Genomic DNA, 21,250 nt, shown 5'->3' with positions numbered 1-21,250 from the left:
ATAAAGGGCCACCGCTCGTGCGGCGAGCGGGAGACCCATGGCCGTAGTGGTACCAGTGATGGCTGGTGCGCGCCGGTGCTTGCCGTGATTCCGGATGTATGCGGACAGTCTCGGACTGCCACCCACATCTGCCGTTTCCCTCATAAACTGGGGCCAGTCGTATTTCTTGGCGGCCCTGCCATGGCGGGGCCTTTCTCGTTCTCGGGAACAGGTTGGCTGATGTGTGAGAACGATCAAGGCGAGGACCCTCTTGCCGTCCTTCGGCGGCGCATCGACAGGCTGTATCGGATAGACGCCGGCAGGCCGTCCTACGCGGCGCTCGAAAGGTACGCCGACGAGATCAGGAAGGAGGGGCCGGGCGACGACGCCTGGCGCCCGCTGCCGCGCGCCACCCTCGGCGACCTGGTGACCGGCAAGCACCGCAGGCTGCCGTCGTGGCCGCTGATCAGGACGTTCGTGCTGGCCTGCCATCAGGCCGCGACCGTCACAGGGCTGCCGGTCGCCGAGGCGGGCGACCTGATCCAGGAGTTCGTCGGGCTGTGGAGGGCCGCGGCCGAGCGGCCCGCGGGCGGCGACGTCCTCGCGCCCGCCCCCGCCGAAACGCCCGCCCACAGCGAGACGCACGCCTCCGGTGAAAGGCCGGCCTCCCGCGAAAGGCTCGCCCACAGGGAAGGGCCGGCCGCCGGGGAACGGCTCGCCCCCGGGGAAAGGTCGGCTCACGGGGAACGGCTCGCCCCCGGGGAAAGGTCGGCTCACGGGGAACGGCTCGCCCCCGGAGGAAGGCCGGCCCTCGGCGAAAGGCTCGCCCCCGGCGAAGGACCCGCCCCGGGCGAGGCTCGCACGTCCGCTCGCGGCGGAGCGCCTGCTTCCGGCGGGTCGTCCGCGCTGGGGAAGTCGTCCGCTTCCGGTGGGTCGCCCTCGTTCGGGAAGGCCCCTGGTGAGTCGTCCGCGCTGGGGAAGACGTCTGTCCCCGGTGAGGCGCCCGTCGGCGCGCTGGGCCCGGCCGCGCATCGCATGCCTGCCAGCTACGGCGCGGTCGGCCTGGAACTGCTCGACAGCGCGCGGGAGGGGAACGCGGGCGCGGCCTACGAGGTGGCCGTGCTGCTGGCCTGCGAGGCCGCGAAGGGCGACCGCGACAGTGAGGTGTGGCTGGAGGCGGCGACCCACTGGCTGCGCCGGGCGACGGGCAGGGTCGCCGAGGCCGCGGAGTTGCGGCTGCGCGGGGTCAAACTGGCCAAGGCGGCATTGGCGCTGGCCGTCGAGCGCAAGGCCGAGGGCGAGCCGAGTGCGCTGATCTTCTTCCTGGCCGCGATGCAGGCCGAGGCCGCCGTGCCGGGCCTCAGGCTCGACGTGTCCGAGGCCCTGTTCTCCTGACCGCGTTCTCCCGACCGCGTTCTCCTGACCGCGCTTCCCGGGGCGGAAAAGGTATGAGGCGGGTGCCGCTGCCGGGACGTATCCAGAGATGAGGGAAAACTCGAGGGGAGTTTTGCCGCGGGCGGTCGGAAGCCACGGGGATCGCCAGGATTACACTCCCCTTGAATCCCTGCAGGGTTTTCCGAGCGATGGAACAGACATGGACAAAGAGGCCACAGCGGTTATTTCGGGCGTCGTCGATGTGCGTGACGTCCCGCTGAGCAGTCTGTGTGAGAACGACATGTGCGACGCGGAGCTGGAGGGCATGCTGCGCCGCGTCGTTCCCGACACCCCGAGGGTCTCCGTCGCGGCGTTCAACTCCGCCATCTGAATCTGACGGGAGGGCGGCGATGGTGCCGTTCCGCCAGTTCGTCCTCAAGGTCCACAGCAGGTGCGACCTGGCCTGCGACCACTGCTACGTGTACGAGCACGCCGACCGGAGCTGGCGCCGACGGCCCAGGGTGATGTCCGCCGAGACGATCGCCTGGAGCGCGTTGCGCATCGCCGAGCACGTCAAGAGCCACGCCCTCGACCGGATCACGGTCGTCCTCCACGGCGGCGAGCCGCTCCTGGCCGGCCACGCCAGGCTGCGGGCCGTCGCCGAGGCGATCGAGTCGGCGCTGGCCGGCACCTGCCGCCTCGACCTGCGCCTGCACACCAACGGGTTGCTGCTGGACGACGACTTCCTCGACCTGTTCGAGGAACACGGCATCAAGGTGGGGGTCTCGCTCGACGGCGACCGGGCCGCCCACGACCGCCACCGGCGCTACGCCGACGGCAGGGGCAGCCACGACAGGGTGGTCGGCAGGCTGGCCCTGCTGCGCCGGCGTCCGCACCTCTACGCGGGGTTGCTGTGCACGGTGGACGTGGCCAACGACCCGATCGCCGTCTACGAGGCGCTGGCCCGGCAGGCGCCACCGCGGGTCGACTTCCTGCTCAAGCACGCCACCTGGGACGACCCGCCGGAGCGCGGGGCGGGCGACTGGCTCGTCGCCGTCTTCGACAGGTGGGTGGCCGACGGCAGGCCGATGTCCGTGCGGCTGTTCGAGTCGATCGAGTCGACGTCGAGGGGTGGCCCGAGCACCACCGAAGCGCTCGGCCTGGAGCCCAGCGACCTGGTGGTCATCGAGACCGACGGCGCCTACGAGCAGGTCGACTCGCTGAAGACCGCCTACGACGGCGCCCCGGCGACCGGGCTTGACGTGTTCTCCCACCCGCTCGACGAGGTGGCCGGGCATCCGGGGATCGTGGCGCGGCAGCGCGGGATCGACGGGCTGGCCGAGGCGTGCCGGCGCTGCCCTGTGGTCGGCAGCTGCGGCGGGGGCCTCTACCCGCACCGCTACAAGGGGGGCGGCTTCGCCAATCCGAGCGTCTACTGCGCCGACCTGCTCAAGCTGATCACGCACGTGCGGGGGCGGCTGCGCCGTACGCACGAGCTGACGTCGGCGCAGCTCGGCGAGCTGGCCGCGGGGCACGGGAGCGCGGAGACGGTCGCGGCGCTGGCCGCGGGCCAGGCCAGCCTGCGCAGGCTGGCGCTGACGAAGGCCGCCGCGCCGGGCGCCGCGTGGCGCCTGCTGACCAGGATCGACGCCGAGCATCCCGCCGCGCTGGCCGCCGTGCTGGACCACCCGTACGTGCTGGCGTGGGCGGCCGGACACCTGGCCGGTACGGCAGGCCCCGCCCACCTCGGCAACATCGCGGCGGCCGCCGCGCTCAGGGCAGGTGTCACGGCCGAGGTCGAGGTGGAGGTGCGTGGCGGCGTCGGCTACCTGCCCGGCCTCGGCGCCTTCACCGGCATGACCGGCACCGTGGTGCGCCTCGACGGCGGGGGCGCCGAGGCGGGCGGGGCAGCCTGGGAGCCGTTGCGGCGGCTCTCGGCAGGGGGGATGGAGGTGGCGGTGGAGGACCTGGACCCCTACCGCGACTGCCACCAGTGGTCGCCGGCACCGCGGCTGACCGGCGAGCAGGCGCGGGCGTGGCAGGAGCGGTTCGCCGCGGCCGTCCGGGTGATCGAGCGCGACCATCCCGCCTACCTGCCCGCGATCAGGGCGGGGCTGACCACGCTGACCCCGCTCAGCACGGTCGGCGGCGCCACCAGTTCGGCCTCCAGGCACGCGTTCGGCGCGATCGCCACCACGCTGCCGGACGAGGGGGAGAGCCTGGCCCTGCTGCTCCTGCACGAGTTCCAGCACGTGAAGCTGGGCGCGGTGCTCGACCTGTTCGACCTGTTCGACGCGCGCGACGCCCGGCTCTTCTACGCGCCGTGGCGTGACGATCCCCGCCCGCTGGAGGGACTGCTGCAGGGCGCCTACGCGCATCTGGCCGTCACCGACTTCTGGCGCCGGCGCGACGCCCGCGCCTTCGCCCGCTGGCGGGCGGACACCGCCATGGCCGTCGAGACGCTGCTCGGCGCGGGCACGCTGACCCCGCTGGGCGTGGCGTTCGTGGCGGGCATGCGGCGGAGCGTCATGCCGTGGCTGGACGAACCGGTGCCCGAGACGGCCGAGCGCGCCGCGCAGGAGGAGCGGGCGGCCCACCGCGGCAGGTTCGGATGACCAGGCGGGAGCTGTCCGGCCAGCTCAGCCGGCTGGGGGTGGCGGCCGGCCAGGTCCTGCTCGTCCACAGCGCGCTGCGCAGGGTCGGCGACGTCACGGCGGCGACCGCCGCGGCGGCGCTGCGCGACGTGCTGGGCGAGGAGGGCACGCTGGTCGTGCCCACGCAGACGGCCGGCAACTCCGACACCTCGCGCGAGCACCTGGAGCGGATCGCGGGCATGTCCCCCGGGCAGGTCGCCGCCTTCCGCGCGACGATGCCGCCCTTCGACCCGCTGACCACGCCGTCCACCGGCATGGGACGGCTGGCCGAGCACGTCAGGACCACCGAGGGGGCGGTGCGCAGCGCGCACCCGCAGACCTCCTTCGCCGCGCTGGGCCCCATGGCCGCCAAGCTGATGGACGGCCACGCCCGCGACTGCCACCTCGGCGAGCACTCCCCGCTGGCCCGGCTGTACGAGGCGAACGCGTGGATCCTGCTGCTCGGCGTGGGTTACACCGCCTGTACGGCTCTGCACCTCGCGGAGTACCGCCTGCCTGACCCGCCGCTCAGGACCTACCGATGTGTGGTGGAGGAAGGCTGGTGGGAATACCAGGACGTGGACCTCCAGGACGCTCACCTGACAGAACTGGGCGCCGATCTCGACAAAACGGATTTCTCGCGGAAAGGCGGTGTTGGCCGGGCAGAATGTCGTCTACTGCCTCTTGCGCCGATGGTGGATTTCGCAGTGAATTGGCTTGCCGTGAAATAGGAAGGAGGCGGGTTGCCCGAATCCCCGTACTTCTTTCTGAGCTACCGGCGCAACGACGTGAGCGACCTCTGGGTCGCTCGCTTCTTCAAACACCTGTCCGACGACGTGCGCGCCGTCGTCAACGTGGAGCAGCCGGGCTTCATGGACCGGCAGGTGCCGATCGGCGGGATCTGGCCATCACATGTCTCCCAGGCGCTGTCCACCTGCAGGGTCTTCGTGCCCGTCTACTCCATGAGCTACTTCGACAGCGAGCACTGCGGCAAGGAGTGGGGCGCCTTCAGCCGGCGTTGCGGTCCCGGCTCCGAGGCCATCCTGCCGGTGCTGTGGGCGCCGCTGTACGACACGCCGGTACCGGAGTGCGCGGGCGTGCTCAACTACGAGCACGCCGCCTTCGGCAAGGAGTACGCCAGAAGCGGCATCTACGGGGTCATGAAACTGCGCCGCTTCCGCGAGGCGTACAAGGAGGGCGTCTGGTGGCTGGCGCGCAGGATCATCGAGGTCGGCAGGACGGTCCAGGTGCCCTACCAGGCCATCCCCGACTACCGGGAGCAGCCGAACGCGTTCGCGACCGTCGAGACCGGCAGGCCGTACCACGTGACGGTGGTGGCGCCGTCCCTGAGTGCGCTGCCGGGTGACCGCGACCCCGGCTTCTACGGCAGGTCGCCGCTCGACTGGAACCCTTTCGCGGGCCCCGGCACGCTCGCCGAGGCGGCGGCCGAGGTCGTCAGGCGGCAGGGGCTGCGCCCCGTCGTCGGCACGCTGGAGGAGGCCGGCGGGCTCGACGGCGAGCAGGGGGTGGTGCTCCTCGACCCGTGGGCGCTGGCCGACGCGGGGGTGCGCGAGGCGGTGTCGCGGCTGACCGCGCCCGTGCTCGTGCCCTGGCCCGCGGGTGACACGCAGAGCGCGTCTGAGCGCGAGCGGCTGGAGCGCGCGCTGCGCGAGACGGTCCAGGCCAGGCCGATCTCCGACCTGGACGCGCTGGCCGACCTGATCAGGCAGGCGGAGTGGCGGCGGCTGCGCGAGGCGCCCGGCTATCCACCGCCTGGCCCGTCGAGCGAGAAACCGAGGTTGAGCGGTCCCGAGGAGTGGTCATGAGCGAGGGCAGGATCATCACGTTCTACTCCTACAAGGGCGGCACGGGACGCACGATGGCGCTGGCCAACGTGGCCTGGATCCTCGCCGCCAACGGCAGGAAGGTCCTGGCGCTCGACTGGGACCTGGAATCGCCCGGCCTGCACAGGTTCTTCCACCCCTTCCTGGACGCGGGGGTGATCAGCGCGACGCCCGGCGTCATCGAGCTGATCACCGACTACGCCTTCGCCGCGTTGCAACCGGTCGAGCGCGCGGCCGACTGGCACCTGGAGTACACCCAGGTGCTGCCGCGCGCGGTGTCCCTGGAGTACGACCACTTCCCGGGCAGCGGCACCATCGACTTCATCTCGGCGGGGCGGCAGAACCGCGACTACTCCTCGCTGCTGTCCACCTTCGACTGGGACAACTTCTACGAACGGCTCGGCGGCGGCGTCTTCCTCGACGCGCTGCGCGCCGACATGCGGCGCCACTACGACTACGTGCTGATCGACAGCCGCACCGGGCTCAGCGACATCGCCGACATCTGCACCGTGCACTTCCCCGACGTCCTCGTCGACTGCTTCACGCTCAGCGACCAGAGCATCGACGGCGCGGCGGCCGTGGCCAGGCACATCGACCAGCGCTACGGCGACAGGGGCATCAGGATCCTGCCGGTCCCGATGCGCATCGAGTCGGGCGAGAAGAAGAAGCTCGACGCCGGGCGGGCGCTGGCGCGCAGGCGCTTCGCCGGATTCCCCAAGGGGACCGACGCCGAGGAGTACTGGGCCGCCATCGAGATCCCCTACGTGCCCTTCTACGCCTACGAGGAGACGCTGGCCACCTTCGGCGAGGTCGCCTCCTCGCCGACGTCCATCCTGTCCGCCTACGAGCGGCTGGCCGGCGCGGTCACCGACGGCGACGTCAACGGGCTGCCGCCGGTCACCGAGGAGGTCCGCGCACACGTCCTGGCGCTGTTCGAGCGCAGGCCGCCCGAGCCGGAGGAGGAGGGGACGCTGGCGCTCGCCTACGTCCCCGAGGACCGGATGTGGGCCGACTGGGTCGCCGCGCTGCTGCGCCGGAGCGGGATGAAGGTCCTGCAGGTCAGCGCCGACCTGCCCGACTGGGAGCAGGCGCTGGCGGGCGCGGCCAGGACCGCCGCCGTGGTCTCGCCCGCCTTCCAGCGCTCGCCGAGGACCAGGCACTTCGTCGCGCAGCCGCCGCCCTACGTCGCCGTCTGCGTCGGCGACGTGCCCACCCAGGAGGGCGTCCGCATCGACCAGCTCGTCGAGGGTGAGGCGGCGCAGCTGCTCCTGCACGCCTTCGGCAGGGCCGGCCACACGCCCGAGCACCCCGCCGAGCCCGCCCCGATCGGCCCGCGCTTCCCCGGCACGCCGCCCAGGGTCTCCAACCTGCCGCCCCGCAACGCCGCCTTCACCGGGCGCGCGGCCGTGCTGGAGGAGCTGCGCAACCAGCTCGTCGGCACCGGCCAGGCGGTCGTCCTGCCGATGGCCCTGTACGGCCTCGGCGGCGTCGGCAAGACGCAGGTCGCGCTGGAGTACGCCTACCGCTTCATGGCCGACTACGACCTCGTGTGGTGGGTGTCGGCGGAGGAGCCCGCCGCCATCTCCGACAACTTCCTCGACGAGCTGGCGCCCAGGCTGGGGCTCAAGCCGGAGGACGCCACGGTCAGAGCCGTGCTGGAGGGGCTGCGGCGCGGCGAGCCGTACCCGAGGTGGCTGTTGATCTTCGACAACGCCACCGAGCTGGCCGAGCTCACCGACTATCTTCCGGTGAGCCCCGCCGGGCACGTGCTGATCACCTCGCGCAACCCCGCCTGGTCGAGCGTGGCCGCGCCGCTGGAGGTGGACGTCTTCAGCCGCGACGAGAGCGTCGAGCACCTGCGCGGGCAGGTGCCGGGGCTGGCCGAGAGCGACGCCGAGAAGGTGGCCGCGGCGCTGGGGTTCCTGCCGCTGGCCGTCGACCAGGCGGGCGCGTGGCTGCGGGAGACGGGCATGCCCGCGGGCGACTACGTCGAGCTGCTCGAGAGCGAGCTGACCAGGGCGCTGCCCACCTTCCGCGGCCCCAAGCCGGTCGCCGCCACCTGGAGCGTCTCGCTCGAACAGCTCAGGCGCCGCTCGCCCGCGGCGGTGCGGCTGCTGCAGCTGTGCGCGTTCTTCTCCGCCGAGCCCATCTCGATGACCATGATCTACAGCGACGAGATGGTGCGGCTGCTGCGCGAGCACGACGACACCCTGCGCGAGAAGCTCATGCTCGGCAGCGTCATCAGGGAGATCAGCAGGTTCGCGCTGGCGCGGGTGGACCAGGGCGACAACACCATCCAGGTGCACCGCCTCGTGCAGGCGGTGATCCGCAGCCAGATGGACGACGAGGCCCAGACGCGCGCCTGCCATGACGTGCACACCGTGCTCGTGGGCGCCCGGCCGCGCCAGGGCGACGTCGACGACCCGGAGAACTGGCCGCGCTACAGCCTGATCTGGCCGCACCTGACGCCGTCGCGGGCGGCCGAGTGCGGGGACGAGGACACCCGCCAGCTCCTCATCGACTCGGTCCGCTACACCTGGAAGCGCGGCAACTTCGAGCGGGCGCTGGAGCGCGGCCGGCAGCTGGAGCGGGCCTGGCTCGACTCGTACGGGCCCGACCACTGGCAGACGCTCTACCTGCGCTTCCACCTGGCCAACGTGCTGCGGTCACAGGGCCGCTACAAGGCGGCGAAGGAGGAGGACGAGCAGGTCATGGCTCTGCAGAAGGCCACGCTCGGCGGGCGGCACCCGCACACGCTCATGACCTCGGGCAGCCTCGCCGCCGACCTGCGCGGCCTCGGCGAGTTCAGGCAGGCGCTCGCGCTCGACCAGAACACCTACGCCCAGTTCAAGGAGCTGTTCGGCGAGGAGCACCCGCGTACCCTCGCCGCCGCCAACAACCTGGCCGTCTCCTACCGGCTGGTCGGCGACTGCTTCTCGGCCCGGCGGATCGACCAGGAGACGCTGGAGCGGCGCAGGTCGGTGCTCGGCGCCACCCATCCCTACACGCTGTTCTCGCAGGCCAACCTGGCGCGCGACCACCGGGAGGCGGGCGAGTTCCGGGTGTCGGTCGAGCTGCTGCGCGACACGCTGGAGAAGTACCAGGACGTGCTCGGCGACGACTTCCTCGACACGCTGCGCACCGCCAAGAGCCTGGCGGTCTCGCTGCGCAAGGCCGGAGCGCAGAGCGAGGCGCTCGAACTGGCCAAGGACACCTACGACCGCTACGTCCAGCACTTCCCCGCCTCCCCCGAGACCAGGGCGGCCGAGCTGGAGTACGCCTGCTGCCTGTCGGCGCTGGACAACAAGCCGCAGGCGCGGCGCATCGCCACGGGGATCCTCGAGGAGTTCCGCGCCGGCCTCGGCGCCACCCACCCCTACACGCTCGTCGTCGCCAACAACCTGATCACCTACCTGCGCGGCACCGGCGCGGTGCGGGAGGCGTGCGAGCTGGGCGAGCAGACCCTGGAGGCCTTCAGGGTACGGCTGGCCGCCGACCACCCCTTCTCCCTGTCGTGCGCCGTCAACTACGCCAACTGCCTGGGCGACCTCGGCGACCTGGCCGCCGCCGAATCGCTCGAGCGCGACACCGCCGCCCTGCTCAGGGGCGTGCTCGGCGCACAGCACCCCGACACGCTCGCCTGCCGTGCCAACCTCGCCGTCACCCTGCACTCGACGGGTCAGCAGCGCGAGGTCATCGGTCTGATGAGAGACGTGCTGGGCCCTGGACACCCCAACATCGAGTCGCTGCGCGAGTGGCGGCGCATCAACAGGGACCTCGAACCTCAGCCGACGTGACCAGCCAGCGCAGCACGTCGGGCAGCACCGACAGCGCGCCGAAGTGCGCCGCCCCGCGCTCCACGGCCACGACCGCGCCGGGGATCCGCTCGCCGAGCCAGCGGCAGTGCGCGACGGGGGAGAACACGTCGTCCTCGCCGTGCCACAACAGCGTGGGCGTCTCGATCACGGCGGGGTCGAATCCCCACGGCCGGATGAACGCCATGGCGTCGTCCACCCAGCCGTCGGCCGAGTGGCGCAGGCCCTCGGCGAAGTTGCGCCACAGCATCGTCCTGATGCCGTCGTCGGCCACCACCCTGCGGTCGGCCTCCGGTAACTCGTGGAACAGCCCCGCGACGAGCTGGGCGGGGTTGGCCCTGATCCGCCTGGCCGCCGCGCCGAGCCGTTCGGCGATCACGTCGTAGCCGGCGCAGGCGGCGCTGTACTCCACCACGTTCGACTCGGCCATCCCCTCGAACCAGTCGAGGCCCTCGGCGGTGCGCGGCGCCAGGCCGACGAGCACCGCGGCCTTCGACGTCCGTCCGGGCAGCAGCGCGGCGCAGGCCAGCGCGTGCGGCCCGCCGCCCGAGCGGCCCACGACGGCGAAGGTGTCGAGGCCGAGCGAGTCGGCGACCGCGCTGACGTCCTCGACCGCGTCGCTGACCCGGCGCCCGCGCGCGGGATCCGACCCGCCGTAGCCGGGACGGTCGAAGGTGATCAGCCGTACGCCAAGCCGGTACAGCACCGAGGCCCTGGGTCTGGGGCCGAGCCTGCTGCCCGGAGTGCCGTGCAGCAGGAAGACGGGATGGCCGGTGGGGGACCCCCATTCCTCGACGGCGAGCTTCCTGCCCCCGGAGGTGCGCACCATTGTCGTCACAGCTCCGGTTATGCCCAGAACGGTGAACTTATGTGGGCCGCGGCGGCTCGTCGTCACCCGCGACCTATTGTGGACAGCAACAATTCGTCACGCGGGGGGAGGCGCGGCCATGGGGAGGACCGAAAAGGCCAAGGCCAAGATCCAGGAGACGAAAGGCAAGGTCAAGCAGAGATTCGGCGAGATGACCGGCAACCGTTCGCTGCAGGCGAAGGGAAAAGCCGAAAAGGTCAAGGGCAGTCTCAGACTGGCCGCTGAGAAGACGAAGGACGCCTTCAGGAAGTGACCACGGCGAAAGACCGTCCGGTCTTTCGCTCAGGGGGCCATCGACGTGTGCCGGGCGCGCTCCAGCGGGTCGTCGGCGGACAGCGTCAGCGCGTCGACCTCGTCGATGGCCATGCACGCCGCGCCCAGCACCACGCAGTTCTCGCCCAGGGTCGACAGGCGGATCTCCGGCATCCGCAGGCACAGCGGCTCCAGCGCGCGGCGCAGCGGCTCCAGCAGCACGTCGCCCGAGCGGGACAGGCCACCGCCCAGCACGACCACTTCCGGATCGAGGGTGAGCACCATGGCCGCCGTGCCCACCGCCAGGTCCGCGGCGTACCGCTCGACGGCCGCCAGCGCGCCGGCGTCGCCCTGCCGCGCCGCGCGGAAGACCAGTCCGGCCACCTCGTCGGGCGCCGCTCCCGCGAACGACGGCGACCGCTCCAGGTGCTCGCCCATGCGCAGCCAGCCCACCGCGTCCAGCATGCCCACCTCGCCCGCCGCGCCGCCGAACCCGTGGTGGAGCCTGCCGTCCAGGACGACGGCGGCGCCGGGCCGCCGACCGGCGTGCAGGTAGACCAGGTCGCGCACGTCGCGGGCCACGCCCATCCGCTGCTCGGCCAGCGCCGCCAGCCTGCTGTCGTTGCACACCAGGACCGGCGCGTCGAACGTGGCCCCGAGGTGCGCGATCAGGTCCACGCCCGCCCAGTCGGGTATCGCGTGGACGGCGGTCACCTGGCCTTTACGGTCGACCACGCCCACCGTCCCGGCGGTGACCGCCCAGACCTCGCCGGGCGCCAGGCCCGCCGTCTCCATGCAGGCGGCGACGGCACGGTCCACGGCGGCCAGCCGCTCAGGGCGCGGCACGTCGGGGCTGACCGGGGTCCTGCCGCTGGCGACGACCCGGCCGTCCAGGTCGGTGATCGCGGCCAGCACCTTGTGCACGCCGATGTCGAGCCCGAGGACGTGACCGGCCTCGAAACGGAAGCGGTAGCGGCGCGCGGGCCTGCCCATGGCACCCCGCGTGGGCGGCACCTCCATGATCCAGCCGCGCTCGCACAGGTCGGCGACCACCTCGACGGCCGACGCCCTGGACAGCCCGGTGCGCCTGGCCACCTCGGCGAGCGTCAGCGGATCGGCCCCGCGCAGCACCCGGAGGCAGGCCAGCGAGTTGAGATGGCGCAGCCGCCGGAGATCTCCGCCACCGATGTCCACAGCCCACCTCGCCGACCGGCCCACTAATGCAGGACTCCATTATTAGTCGCCGGCGGCGCGTGAGCGGCACCTGATCAGTCCTCGGGAAGCAGGGTCCCGAGCGGTCCGAGGTCGAGGTTGAGATCGGCCGGGGTCAGGCCGAACCGGTCGCACAGCTCGGTCATCGCCTCCTCCAGCCGCATCAGCGTCAGCCCGAGCACCTCGATCTGCTCGTCCGACAGGTCCCCCTGCTCCATCCGCCGCACGCACTGGCGCTCCACCAGCTGGCGGACGAGCTCGACCAGGGTCAGCACCAGGCGGGAGAGGTCGCGTTCCATGGCCTCGCGGTCGGTCTCGATGCGCACCCTGCTCGTGCGCGCCGTATGACGTGGTTCCATCGCGCTCTCACCTCCAGCCGGTGTCGTCGCCCGCCGTCGTGTCGCACTCCCGCACGGACATGATCAACGCCCGTACGGAGATCCGGACGAGGTCGATGTCGGCGATGGACAGGACCAGGTCGCCGCTCACGACCACCCCGCCGGCCAGCAGCCGGTCCAGCAGGTCGACCAGCGCCACCCGTTCGGGGGGAAGGCGGCCCTCCCTGGCCAGCTGGGCACCGCGCGGCTCCTCAAGCGTCACCGAGCACCTCCGGCTCCGCCGGATCGGCCAGATCGGTGAAGGAGTAGGGCGCCCAGGGACCGGTCAGCTCGACGTCCACACCCTGCCCGCGCAACCCCTCGACGGCGCGGGTGAACTCGCCGGCGCGGTCCCGCTCGACGAGGTAGGCGCCGTTGAGGATCATGAGCTCGCTGCGGCCCGACAGCTGCGGGTCCTGGGCGCGGTGCCGCCGGCTCCCGATGGCGAGGGACGAGAGCGCCTCGTGGATCTCCTCCGCGCGCGCGGCGGCCTTGCGCCACGACTCCTCGCGACCGCGAATGCTCTGCCGGCGCCGCCTGAGGTAGGCCGCTCCCGGGCCGCCCGCCTGCACCGTCTCCTCCTCGGGGGGAGCGGCGGCGGACAGGTCGACGTAGGCCTTCACACCCCACTCCTGCCGGTCGGCGATGCGGGCGAGCACCTCCACGAAGTCGTCGTGCCTGCGGCTGAGGAGCTGCCTGATCTGGTCGTCGCCGCTGTAGACGGTGACCAGCCGGACCGGCGCGGCCGGGCAGCCCTCCGCGACCGCCTCCACGACGTGATGGTGGGCCCTCGCGGTCCGGCCGAGCCAGTCGAGGTCCTCCATCGACCGCCGCAGCGGCTCCGCCCCGAACAGGCTCAGCGGGACGGTGCTCACGTAGGCCACCAGCCCGGCGTGCGCGACGGCCCGCACCGGCGTGCCGGCCACACCGACCAGGCCCTCAGGCACCTTGAGACCGAGGTCGCGGGTCACGGCGTAGAGGTAGGTCCCCGTGTCCCGCAGGGTGTCATTCGGTGTCTCGTTGGCTGTGTCGTTCACGCTGCTCGTCCGATCGTCCGGCCCGCAGGGACTGGCGCTCCTCTCGGCCCGCGCCCAGGGACTCGCGCTCCTCCAGCGCCTCGAGCCTGGCGCGCAGCCTGCGGTTCTCCTCCAGGAGGCCCCGGCTGTCGCCCGTGAGCCATGGGTCGTGCTCCCACCAGTCGATACCCATCTCCCTGGCCGTGTCGACGGAGGCGATCACCAGCCGCAACTTGATCGTGAGCAGTTCGATGTCCAGCAGGTTCACCCGGATGTCGCCCGCGATCACCACCCCCCTGTCGAGCACGCGCTCCAGGATGTCGCCGAGGTTGGCGGGCTCGCGCCCGCCCTGTCGCGCGGGAGAGGACATCGGTCGTACGGCAGGCGCGGAACGCGGGTCGGTCATGTCATGACTCCTCGTACGCTCTGTCGCCTGTGCCCCGCCGGTACCGTCCCTTCCTCCGGTAGGCGAGAAGGTTGCCCTCCTCGTCGAGGTCCACCTCGTAGAGGGCCAGGATGTCGCCGGCCGAGGGGATGCGGCGGTCCTCGACGACCTCGACCTCCACCACCCAGCCGTCCTCCGCCGGTTCCACCATCGTGACGCCCTCGGCTTCTCGCCCGGTCAGGTCGATGATGTGGCGCAGGCCTGCCTGGCCCGCCGACGCGGCCGTCATGTCACCTGTACGGCGCGCGGCGGGCCGGTCGTTCCGGTCTTCCTCGGGACGTGCGACCCTGCGCTTGGCAGGCACGAAGTCACCTCCCCTCCGTGTCATCGGGCGGGTCGGTGGCCTGGCCGGTGATCCGTAGCAGGACCCGCTCCATGGCCTCCTCCGCCTCCTCCGCGGAGATCTCGCCGGCGTCCCTGGCGTTCTCGATCTCCTCGAGCTCGCGCTTGGCCACCGAGGGGTCGTACAGCTGGCGGTCCGCCTCGTCCCGCAGCACCTCCGCGAGCTTGATCAGTCCTTTGAGCGGCGCGAGCGGAAGGCCCACGACCATGGTGAGAAGTCCCATCACCCACCACCCTGGCCGCCGCTCACCACGAAGTCGTAGGGCGCCATCGGCCCGAGCAGGCGCAGCTCGATCCGCCCGGCCCATTGCCGTCCGAGCTCCTCCACGACCTGCGCCAGCTCGCCCTCGCGGTCGGTCTCGACGAGGAGCGCCACGTTCATGGCGTCCAGCTCGTGTGACGGCTCGCGGAGGGACGACATGACGACGACCGTCTTGACGGCTTCGAGCAGCGCCGCGGTGTCCGCTTCGCGCTTGGCGGCGACCGCCGTGTTGATCAGCTCGCCGAGCTGGATGCGCTGGTTCCGCGTGGCGTCCTCCGGCAGGCCGTGGATCTCCTCCCGGAGCCGCTCGATCTCGGGGTTCTCCTCGAGCACCTCGCCGAGCACCGTCTCCTCGGCGTAGCGGCCCTTCACCGCGAACTGCGCGCGCCCCTCCAGCTCCCGCAGCGCGGCGGCGAACTCGTCGTGATAGGGGGCCAGCAGTTCCTCGACCGCCGCGTCGCAGGTCGCCAGCACGGCGCCGAAGCGGATCGGCAGCACCGGCACCTCGGCGGCGGTCGCGTCGAGCAGCTGCTCGTGCGCGCGCAGGTCGTCGGGGGTGCCGAGCGGGCGGTCGAGGGTGATCTCGCTCACCAGCGCGGCCAGGTCGCCGTGCTGTACCGTGCGTATCCGCGCCTCCGCCACGCCCTGGGCCTCCGGGTCGACCTCCACGTCCGCGGGCACGATGCCGTAGAGGTAGCACCCGGTCTTCTGCTCGGTGGCAGGCTGTTCGGTCGTCTCGGTGGTCTGGCCCATGTCAGCCCTCCTCCCTCTTTCTCCCGCGCGACCGGGCAGGCTCCCGCTCCTCGTCGCGGTCGCCGACCAGGTCCTCCAGCCTCTTGCCGGCCGCCTCCAGCGAGGGGCGCTCGTCGTCCTCGGACGGCACCTGCTCCGCCTGCACCTGTTCGGCCTGGATCTGCTCTGCCGCCTCTTGCGGGCCCCCGCCTCCCGTCACGCTCTGCACGACCTCCGGAAGCCCAGGTTTTCTGGACTTGGTGAGATCCAGCCGATCCGTCGCCTCGGCGAAACGCAGATACGTGTCCACGCTCGCCACGACGATCCGCGCGTCGATGCTCAGGATCTCGATGCCGATCAGCGAGACGCTGACGTAGGCGTCGATGACGAGCCCTTTGTCGAGGATCGTGTCGACGACATCGGCCAGACTCGTTCCGGAAGGACGGCTGGTCACCCCGCCGCCTCCCGCAGGCTGCACCGTCATGCCCTGCCTCTTCCTTGGTGGTCGTTGCTTGCGTGGCCCGTCACCTGGTGCGCGTCGAGCCCGTCCTTCTGCGCGCCGGGGAGGACGGCTGGTCCTCCTCAGCCTCGCGGCGCCGCCGTACCGGACGCGCGGCGCCCGCTCCCGTCGACCGCTCCCTGGCGACGGCGGGCCGGGAAGCCTCCTCGGGCTCCTCTTCCTCCTCCTCGGCGGTCTCCCGCTGGGGTCCTTCCTCTTCTTCCTCCTCCTCTTCCTCGGGTTCCTCCTCCGGCTGTTCCTCCTCGGCCCTCTCGTCCTCGCGTTCCTCTTCGGGCTCCTCCGCGGGTTCCTCCTCGGCCCTCTCGTCCGCGGGCTCCTCCCGCTCCTGCTCCTCCTGGAGCGCCGTCTCGTGGTCCTTCACCACCTCGCCGTCGTGGATCTCGCCACGCCAGCCGTCGTCGGCCATCTCCTCGGGGTGCAGCATCGTCTGCGTCATGACGTGCCGGACGAAGTGCTTGAGCTCCAGCCGTGCCCGCCGCCCCTGCGCGCGCCACATGTTCCCGACCCGCTCGACCACGCCCTGCGGGTGGTACTCGAGGACGAGCACCACGCGGGTGAGATCAGGGGTGAGCGCGTGGAAGGTCACCGCGCCGTCGACATATCCCTTGTTTCCCTCCGAACGCCAGATGATCAGCTTGTCGGGCACCTGCTCGATCACCTTGGCCTGCCACGTCCGATGCGACCAGAAGACCTGCGCCTTCCAGCTCACCTGCTCCTCGGACTCCTGCTCGACGCTCTCGACCTTCTTCATGAAGCCGGGGAAGTCCTGGAAGCGCGTCCACTGGTTGTAGACGACGCGCACGGGAGCGCCGACGTCGACGGATTCGACGATGTTGGTCATCTTGGGCTTGGCGCTCTTCTGGCCCGCCTTCCCGAGCTTCTGCCTCACGCCCCCGAGCTTCTGGCCCGTGCTCCCGATGCCGCCCTTGACGGCCTCAGCCGCCTTGGCCAGCCCGGAACCGCCGGGTTCCGACCCGGTGATGGCGCTGATCAGGCTGGTTCCGCCGCCGGCCGCGAAGTCGGTCAGCCGGCCGGCCATGCCCTCGACCTTGCCGGTCAGGGAAAGCAGCGCCCGCTCGGCCATGGCCTGGACGAGGTTCTGCATCTCCTGGGCGAGCCGGTCCGTGGGCACGGCCTGCGCGATCTTCTCCGCCACCTTCTCGGTGACTGCTGTCTTCGGCGCGGCCATCGACGTCACCTCCGCGTCCTGGAGACCGGCCGGACGGGACGCTGACGCCTCGGCGGTGGTGTGGGCTCCTCCTCAGGAGGCTCTTGTTCCTCCTCGTCGTAGGGCTCCTCGACGTAGTCGTACTCGTCCTCGTCGTACTGGTCTTCCTCGTCGGCCTCCGGGCCGGCCCGGCCGCCCGCGCCACGGTCCGTTGTCTCCTCCGCGCCGCGGCTCCTGCCCGCTCCGCCGGCGGTCCGCTCGCCTTCTCCGTCGCCGGTCTGCTCCTCGGCACCGGCCTGCTCGTCGGCGCCCCTGCCGCCGCCGGGCTGCCGCAGGGATTCGGCGCGGTCGTGCAGACGCGAGCTCAACGAGTCGATCTGCCTGCTGGTCGCGGCCACCGCCGCGGCCTTGCCGACCTCCACCAGCTCGCCCCGCAGGCGTCCGGTCAGCTGTTGCAACTCGGGGCTTTCGCCGAGCAGCTTGCTCCCCAGCTGGAGCAGTCCGCCGCCGCCCTCGCCCCGAGTCATCCCGCTCGCCAGCCCGGCGGCCGCCAGCGCCATGGCCAGCCCCAGCTTGTGCCGCCGACCGAGGTAGTAGCCGGCGATCACAGCCAGCGCTACCCGTGTTCGGTCCTTCATGATGAGCGCTCCTTGCCGTTCCTGCCTCGACCTCGACCACCCGGCAGGGCCGCACCGGCGAAGCATCCGCTCGAACGGCGATCTGCTCCTGGAGGCGCCTCTCCCGAGCCGTGAATCGGTCCCCCTTCTGCCCCGAAAATCTGACAAACACGCATATAGCCGAAAAAGAGGTACAAACTTGACGATCGCTATCCGGCCTGGTGGGCGCCGGACACCGGCAGGTTCGTCGCGGAAGGGGCGGGCGGCACGGCGCGACCGGCGGCCGCGTCAGGCGGATCGGACGGCAGGCGTGGTGAGGCGATTGCTGAAGCGGGCGAGCATTCCCGTCTGGGACGTTTCCGGGATCAGCCGGCCGAGCAGCGGCGGGATGCGCCAGTTGGCGGGATTGCGCTTGGCCAGCCTCGATACCAGGGAGATGTGCGGGTAGCGGGCCTTCTCGTAGGCGCGCAGCCGTACCGCAGGGTCGCCGCCCCTGGCGAGCTCGCGGCCGAGCACCCACGCGTCCTCGAGGGTCTGGTTGGCGCCCTGTCCCAGGGTGGGCGGCATGGTGTGGGCGGCGTCGCCGACCAGGGTGATGCGGCCCTCTCCCCATACCGGGCGGACCTTGTTCCAGTGGTGGCCGAAGAACTCGAGGTCGTCCTCGGTGGCGGCGGCGAGCACCTCGGGGACGGGCGAGGCCCACCGCCCGAACCTGCGCCGCAGCTCGGCCAGCGGGGCGGCGGGCCGGGGGTCGGTGGGTGACCACCGCACGTCGAACCACCACTGCAGCAAACCGTCGCCGGCGGGCATGAGCCCGCACGCGCCCTCCGGCCCGGTGATCATGAGATGGCGGTGCGTGCCGGTGAGGTCGATGTCGATCGGGCTGAGGCCCTGCCACGTGCCGAAGGTGGCCGGCTGGACCGAGCCGTCGCCCCACAGGTGGCGCCGGACGGCCGAGTGGTGGCCGTCGGCTCCGATGAGCAGGTCTCCCGTGGCCGTCGACCCGTCGCTGAAGGTCACCGTGACCCGGTCGTCGTCCTGGCTCACGCCCTGGCAGCTCGTGCCGTAGCGGACGAGGTCGTCGGGCAGCCCGTCACCCAGGCGTTCCAGCAGGTGCCGGCGGGGGATCGCCTGGGTGGCGAAGCCGAAGCGGCCGGCCGCGTGGGCGATGTCCATGCTGGTGCGCAGCCGCCCGTCGTCGGTCATCGCGTCGATCCTGTCGATGCGGGCGCCGACGCCGTCCAGGCTGATGCCGAGATCGTCGAGGACGGCGTTGCCGTTGCTCCAGACGAGCAGCGCCTTACCTCCTGTCCGCCGGGCCGGAGCCTGCTCGTAAACCCGCACGCGGTGCCCGGCGGCCAGTAACGCGCGGGACACCGCGAGTCCGCCCACGCCGGCGCCGATGACAAGGATCTCCATATCTCCTCCAAATCGGAGTATCTCCGATATGAAGATATATCGCCGTGGAGTAGGTTGTGAAAGTGGCCCACAACCACCCGGGAGAGGCCGGGTTCCGCGAGTTCCTGATCGCGGTCCTCCTGCACAACGAGGCGGTCGCCGAACGGCTCGGCCTGCAACCGGCCGACGTCGCCGCCCTCATGCTGCTGGAGACGCGCGGACCGCTCGCCGTGGGGGCGATCTCCGATGAGCTCGGGCTGCCGTCCGCCTCGACCACCCGGTTGATCGACAGGCTGGAGAAGGCCGGCTACGCGCGCCGGGTGCGCGGGGAACGTGACCGGCGTACGGTCACCGTCGAACTGGTCGAGGGCGGCATGGACGATTACGACGCCGCCTGCGCGTCGTCCAGGCGCCACCTGGAGGCGGTCAGCCTGGACTACCGGCCGGAACAGGTCGGGGTACTGCTGGACATGTTCGGCCGCGTCGCCCAGGGCTATCGAGCGGCCGCCAAGGAACTGCGAGAGGGCGCGTCCTGAACGCCTGCCCGTCCTGACCGGCCCTTTCCCCGCGCGCGGGCGGGCAGGAGCCTGGTCAGGGCCGGCGGCGCCGGCGGCGCAGGGCCGCGCGGACGGCGGGGGCGTCGCTCGGCGCGCCCGCCTCGGCCGCCCGCTCGTCCCCTGACGCGAGGTGGCGCGCGAGGGACTCGACGGTGGCATGGGCGTAGAGGGTGGTCAGCGGGACGCGCCGGCCCAGGACGCTTTCGAGCCGCTGCTGGACCTTCGCCATGAGCAGCGAGTGCCCTCCCTGGTCGAAGAACGACCGCTCCCAGTCGACCTCCCGCAGGTCGAGCACGGCGCCCCAGACGCCCGCGATCTGGGTGGCGAGCTCGGCCACGGGCCGCGGCAGGCTCGCCGTTCGCACGGGGGCGGGTCCGGGGCTCGGGTCCGGCAGGGCGGCGGTGTCGATCTTCCCGGTCGGGGTCAGGGGCAGGGTGTCGACCTGGACGATCACGGAGGGAACCATGAAGTCGGGCAACTCCTCGGCCAGCCGCTCGCGCAGCCCGGCGGCGTCGGCGCCCAGGACGTAGGCCACGATCTGGGGCTCGCCCCTGACCTCACGGGTGACGACGGCGGCCCGGGGCACCAGCGTGGCCAGCACGGCTTCGACCTCGCCCAGCTCGACGCGGTGGCCGCGGATCTTGACCTGCCGGTCGAGGCGGCCCAGGTAGGCGAGGCGGCCGTCGGGAAGCCACCGCCCGAGGTCGCCGGTGCGGTAGTACCGCATGCCGTCCGGATCGACGCCGAACCTGGCCTGGTCCCGTTCCGAGGCGCCCAGGTAGCCGGCCAGGTACCGGCTGCGGATGACGATCTCGCCCTCCGCCGGGTCCGGTCGCGGGGCGCGGAGTTCGATCTCCACACCGTCCAGGGGCCGCCCGATGGGCACGACCGGGTCGTCGCCCAGGCCGGCGGCCGTCAGGTGGTTCTGCGCGACGAAGGAGATCTCGGTGGCCCCGTAACCGTTGACGAAGACGCAGGAGGAGGGGAAATGCCGCCGGAAGCGGTCGAGGTCGTGGCGGACGACCTCCTCGCCGCCCAGCACGACGACCCGGATGTCCGGCAGCACCTCGTCAGGGGAAAGGGAGTCGAGCAGATACCGGTAAACGGTCGGGGTCGAGTGATAGATCGTGACCGATCCGCTGACGAGGGCTTCCCGCAGCCGTCCCAGCCCGTGCAGCCGGAGGTCGACCGGCACCACGGCGGCTCCGTTGAGCAGCGCGGAGAAGCCGTCCGTCACGGCCATGTCGTAGCTGAAGGAGGAGACGACACTGATCCGGTCCGAGGGCCCGATACGCAGGTTGTTGGTATGCGTCCGGATCTGGAACAACGCTCCCCGGTGGCTCTGCACGACCCCCTTGGGCCGGCCCGTGGACCCTGAGGTGAACAGGATGTACGCCGGCGCGTCCGGGTCCACGGCGACGGGCCGGAAGCCCGGCGCCGGCGGCACCGAGGTGAGGTCGACGAGGTCGCCGTCGAGCACGTCCTTGTGCTCGGGCAGGGTCACGACCAGCTCCGGCCGGGCCAGCTCGGCCATGCGCTCCAGGCGTGCCCGCGGGTAGGCCGGATCGAGGGGCACGTAGGTGGCGCCGGCCGTGAGCACCCCCAGGATGGCGGCCACCATCCTGGGACCGTGACCGACCAGGAGCCCGACCCGGGAGGCCCCGTGCACGGCCGCGGCCACGGCCTGGACCTCCCGGGCGAGCTCGGCGTAGGTGAGCGGTCCCTCCTCGCCGAGCACCGCGACCCGGTCGGGATGCTCGGCGACGACGGCCCAGAACCGGGCGGCGATGGACTCCTCGAGCCAGTCCGCCCGGAAATCGCGATGCTCGGCGCGCATCG

The 21,250-nt window shown here is 71.9% G+C and carries 22 protein-coding genes; 8 read left to right on the top strand and 14 right to left on the bottom strand.

From position 1 onward, the window contains the following. Window positions 1–219: 219 nt before the first annotated feature. From ACWEVS_RS04665 to fxsT, 6 genes are all read left to right on the top strand, one after another. The gene (locus tag ACWEVS_RS04665) at window positions 220–1,374 is read left to right on the top strand and encodes a hypothetical protein (protein ID WP_452549933.1); all 1,155 of its coding nucleotides are present in this window, start codon (window positions 220–222) and stop codon (window positions 1,372–1,374) included. A 199-nt stretch (window positions 1,375–1,573) separates the two neighbouring features. Continuing rightward, window positions 1,574–1,744: a hypothetical protein gene (locus tag ACWEVS_RS04660; RefSeq protein WP_354921837.1), complete on the top strand. Its 171-nt coding sequence runs from the start codon at window positions 1,574–1,576 to the stop codon at window positions 1,742–1,744. Window positions 1,745–1,763: 19 nt separating this feature from the next. Then, the gene (locus ACWEVS_RS04655; protein WP_452549931.1) at window positions 1,764–3,968 is read left to right on the top strand and encodes an FxsB family cyclophane-forming radical SAM/SPASM peptide maturase; all 2,205 of its coding nucleotides are present in this window, start codon (window positions 1,764–1,766) and stop codon (window positions 3,966–3,968) included. Then, on the top strand, window positions 3,965–4,717 hold the full coding sequence (locus ACWEVS_RS04650) for an aminoglycoside N(3)-acetyltransferase (RefSeq protein ID WP_449915529.1): 753 nt from the start codon (window positions 3,965–3,967) through the stop codon (window positions 4,715–4,717). Before ACWEVS_RS04655 ends, ACWEVS_RS04650 begins: the two co-directional genes overlap by 4 nt. A 12-nt stretch (window positions 4,718–4,729) precedes the next feature. Continuing rightward, on the top strand, window positions 4,730–5,812 hold the full coding sequence (locus tag ACWEVS_RS04645) for a TIR-like protein FxsC (RefSeq protein WP_452549929.1): 1,083 nt from the start codon (window positions 4,730–4,732) through the stop codon (window positions 5,810–5,812). Continuing rightward, window positions 5,809–9,627: an FxSxx-COOH system tetratricopeptide repeat protein gene (gene fxsT, locus ACWEVS_RS04640; protein ID WP_449915524.1), complete on the top strand. Its 3,819-nt coding sequence runs from the start codon at window positions 5,809–5,811 to the stop codon at window positions 9,625–9,627. The genes ACWEVS_RS04645 and fxsT overlap by 4 nt, the downstream gene beginning before the upstream one ends. Here the strand turns inward: fxsT and ACWEVS_RS04635 are convergent. Then, the gene (locus ACWEVS_RS04635) at window positions 9,596–10,474 is read right to left on the bottom strand and encodes an alpha/beta fold hydrolase (protein ID WP_354921889.1); all 879 of its coding nucleotides are present in this window, start codon (window positions 10,472–10,474) and stop codon (window positions 9,596–9,598) included. The genes fxsT and ACWEVS_RS04635 overlap by 32 nt on opposite strands. Before the next feature lie 118 nt (window positions 10,475–10,592). On the opposite strand from ACWEVS_RS04635, the gene ACWEVS_RS04630 reads away from it, so the two are divergent. Then, entirely contained in the window at window positions 10,593–10,766 is a 174-nt protein-coding gene (locus tag ACWEVS_RS04630; protein WP_354921823.1) for a CsbD family protein, read from the top strand. 29 nt (window positions 10,767–10,795) lie between these two features. Here ACWEVS_RS04630 and ACWEVS_RS04625 read toward each other — a convergent pair whose 3' ends face one another. From ACWEVS_RS04625 to ACWEVS_RS04570, 12 genes are all read right to left on the bottom strand, one after another. Further along, the gene (locus ACWEVS_RS04625; RefSeq protein WP_452549927.1) at window positions 10,796–11,959 is read right to left on the bottom strand and encodes an ROK family protein; all 1,164 of its coding nucleotides are present in this window, start codon (window positions 11,957–11,959) and stop codon (window positions 10,796–10,798) included. Between the two features lie 74 nt (window positions 11,960–12,033). Next, on the bottom strand, window positions 12,034–12,336 hold the full coding sequence (locus tag ACWEVS_RS04620; RefSeq protein ID WP_354921818.1) for a gas vesicle protein K: 303 nt from the start codon (window positions 12,334–12,336) through the stop codon (window positions 12,034–12,036). Between the two features lie 7 nt (window positions 12,337–12,343). After that, window positions 12,344–12,577 carry a gas vesicle protein gene (locus tag ACWEVS_RS04615; RefSeq protein ID WP_449915519.1) on the bottom strand — a complete coding sequence of 78 codons (234 nt, stop codon included), beginning with the start codon at window positions 12,575–12,577 and terminating at the stop codon, window positions 12,344–12,346. Continuing rightward, on the bottom strand, window positions 12,567–13,391 hold the full coding sequence (locus ACWEVS_RS04610) for a GvpL/GvpF family gas vesicle protein (RefSeq protein WP_449915517.1): 825 nt from the start codon (window positions 13,389–13,391) through the stop codon (window positions 12,567–12,569). The genes ACWEVS_RS04615 and ACWEVS_RS04610 overlap by 11 nt, the downstream gene beginning before the upstream one ends. After that, complete coding sequence (gvpJ, locus tag ACWEVS_RS04605) at window positions 13,360–13,776, bottom strand: gas vesicle protein GvpJ (RefSeq protein ID WP_449915515.1); 417 nt, start codon at window positions 13,774–13,776, stop codon at window positions 13,360–13,362. The genes ACWEVS_RS04610 and gvpJ (ACWEVS_RS04605) overlap by 32 nt, the downstream gene beginning before the upstream one ends. Before the next feature lies 1 nt (window position 13,777). Next, on the bottom strand, window positions 13,778–14,119 hold the full coding sequence (gene gvpO / locus ACWEVS_RS04600) for a gas vesicle protein GvpO (protein WP_452413008.1): 342 nt from the start codon (window positions 14,117–14,119) through the stop codon (window positions 13,778–13,780). A 4-nt stretch (window positions 14,120–14,123) separates the two neighbouring features. Further along, a complete protein-coding gene (locus ACWEVS_RS04595) occupies window positions 14,124–14,381 on the bottom strand; it encodes a gas vesicle protein GvpG (protein WP_452549925.1) in 258 nt (85 codons plus the stop codon). Continuing rightward, window positions 14,381–15,172, bottom strand: a complete 792-nt coding sequence (locus ACWEVS_RS04590; RefSeq protein WP_452549924.1) for a GvpL/GvpF family gas vesicle protein — start codon at window positions 15,170–15,172, stop codon at window positions 14,381–14,383. The genes ACWEVS_RS04595 and ACWEVS_RS04590 overlap by 1 nt, the downstream gene beginning before the upstream one ends. Window position 15,173: 1 nt before the next feature. After that, window positions 15,174–15,635, bottom strand: coding sequence for a gas vesicle protein GvpJ (gvpJ, locus tag ACWEVS_RS04585; RefSeq protein ID WP_452549922.1), 462 nt, complete (start codon window positions 15,633–15,635; stop codon window positions 15,174–15,176). Window positions 15,636–15,675: 40 nt separating this feature from the next. Further along, window positions 15,676–16,860: an SRPBCC family protein gene (locus ACWEVS_RS04580; protein ID WP_452549920.1), complete on the bottom strand. Its 1,185-nt coding sequence runs from the start codon at window positions 16,858–16,860 to the stop codon at window positions 15,676–15,678. A 5-nt stretch (window positions 16,861–16,865) separates the two neighbouring features. Further along, entirely contained in the window at window positions 16,866–17,477 is a 612-nt protein-coding gene (locus ACWEVS_RS04575) for a hypothetical protein (RefSeq protein ID WP_452549919.1), read from the bottom strand. Window positions 17,478–17,744: 267 nt separating this feature from the next. Beyond that, window positions 17,745–18,875 carry an FAD-dependent oxidoreductase gene (locus ACWEVS_RS04570; protein ID WP_452549918.1) on the bottom strand — a complete coding sequence of 377 codons (1,131 nt, stop codon included), beginning with the start codon at window positions 18,873–18,875 and terminating at the stop codon, window positions 17,745–17,747. 62 nt (window positions 18,876–18,937) lie between these two features. On the opposite strand from ACWEVS_RS04570, the gene ACWEVS_RS04565 reads away from it, so the two are divergent. After that, window positions 18,938–19,390, top strand: coding sequence for a MarR family winged helix-turn-helix transcriptional regulator (locus tag ACWEVS_RS04565; protein WP_452549916.1), 453 nt, complete (start codon window positions 18,938–18,940; stop codon window positions 19,388–19,390). A gap of 55 nt (window positions 19,391–19,445) precedes the next feature. Here the strand turns inward: ACWEVS_RS04565 and ACWEVS_RS04560 are convergent, their stop codons facing one another. After that, window positions 19,446–21,248 carry an AMP-binding protein gene (locus tag ACWEVS_RS04560; RefSeq protein WP_452549915.1) on the bottom strand — a complete coding sequence of 601 codons (1,803 nt, stop codon included), beginning with the start codon at window positions 21,246–21,248 and terminating at the stop codon, window positions 19,446–19,448. Between the last annotated feature and the right edge of the window lie 2 nt (window positions 21,249–21,250).

This window comes from Nonomuraea sp. NPDC003754 (genome assembly GCF_053605785.1).
This window is presented reverse-complemented; position numbering and strand designations above follow the sequence as displayed.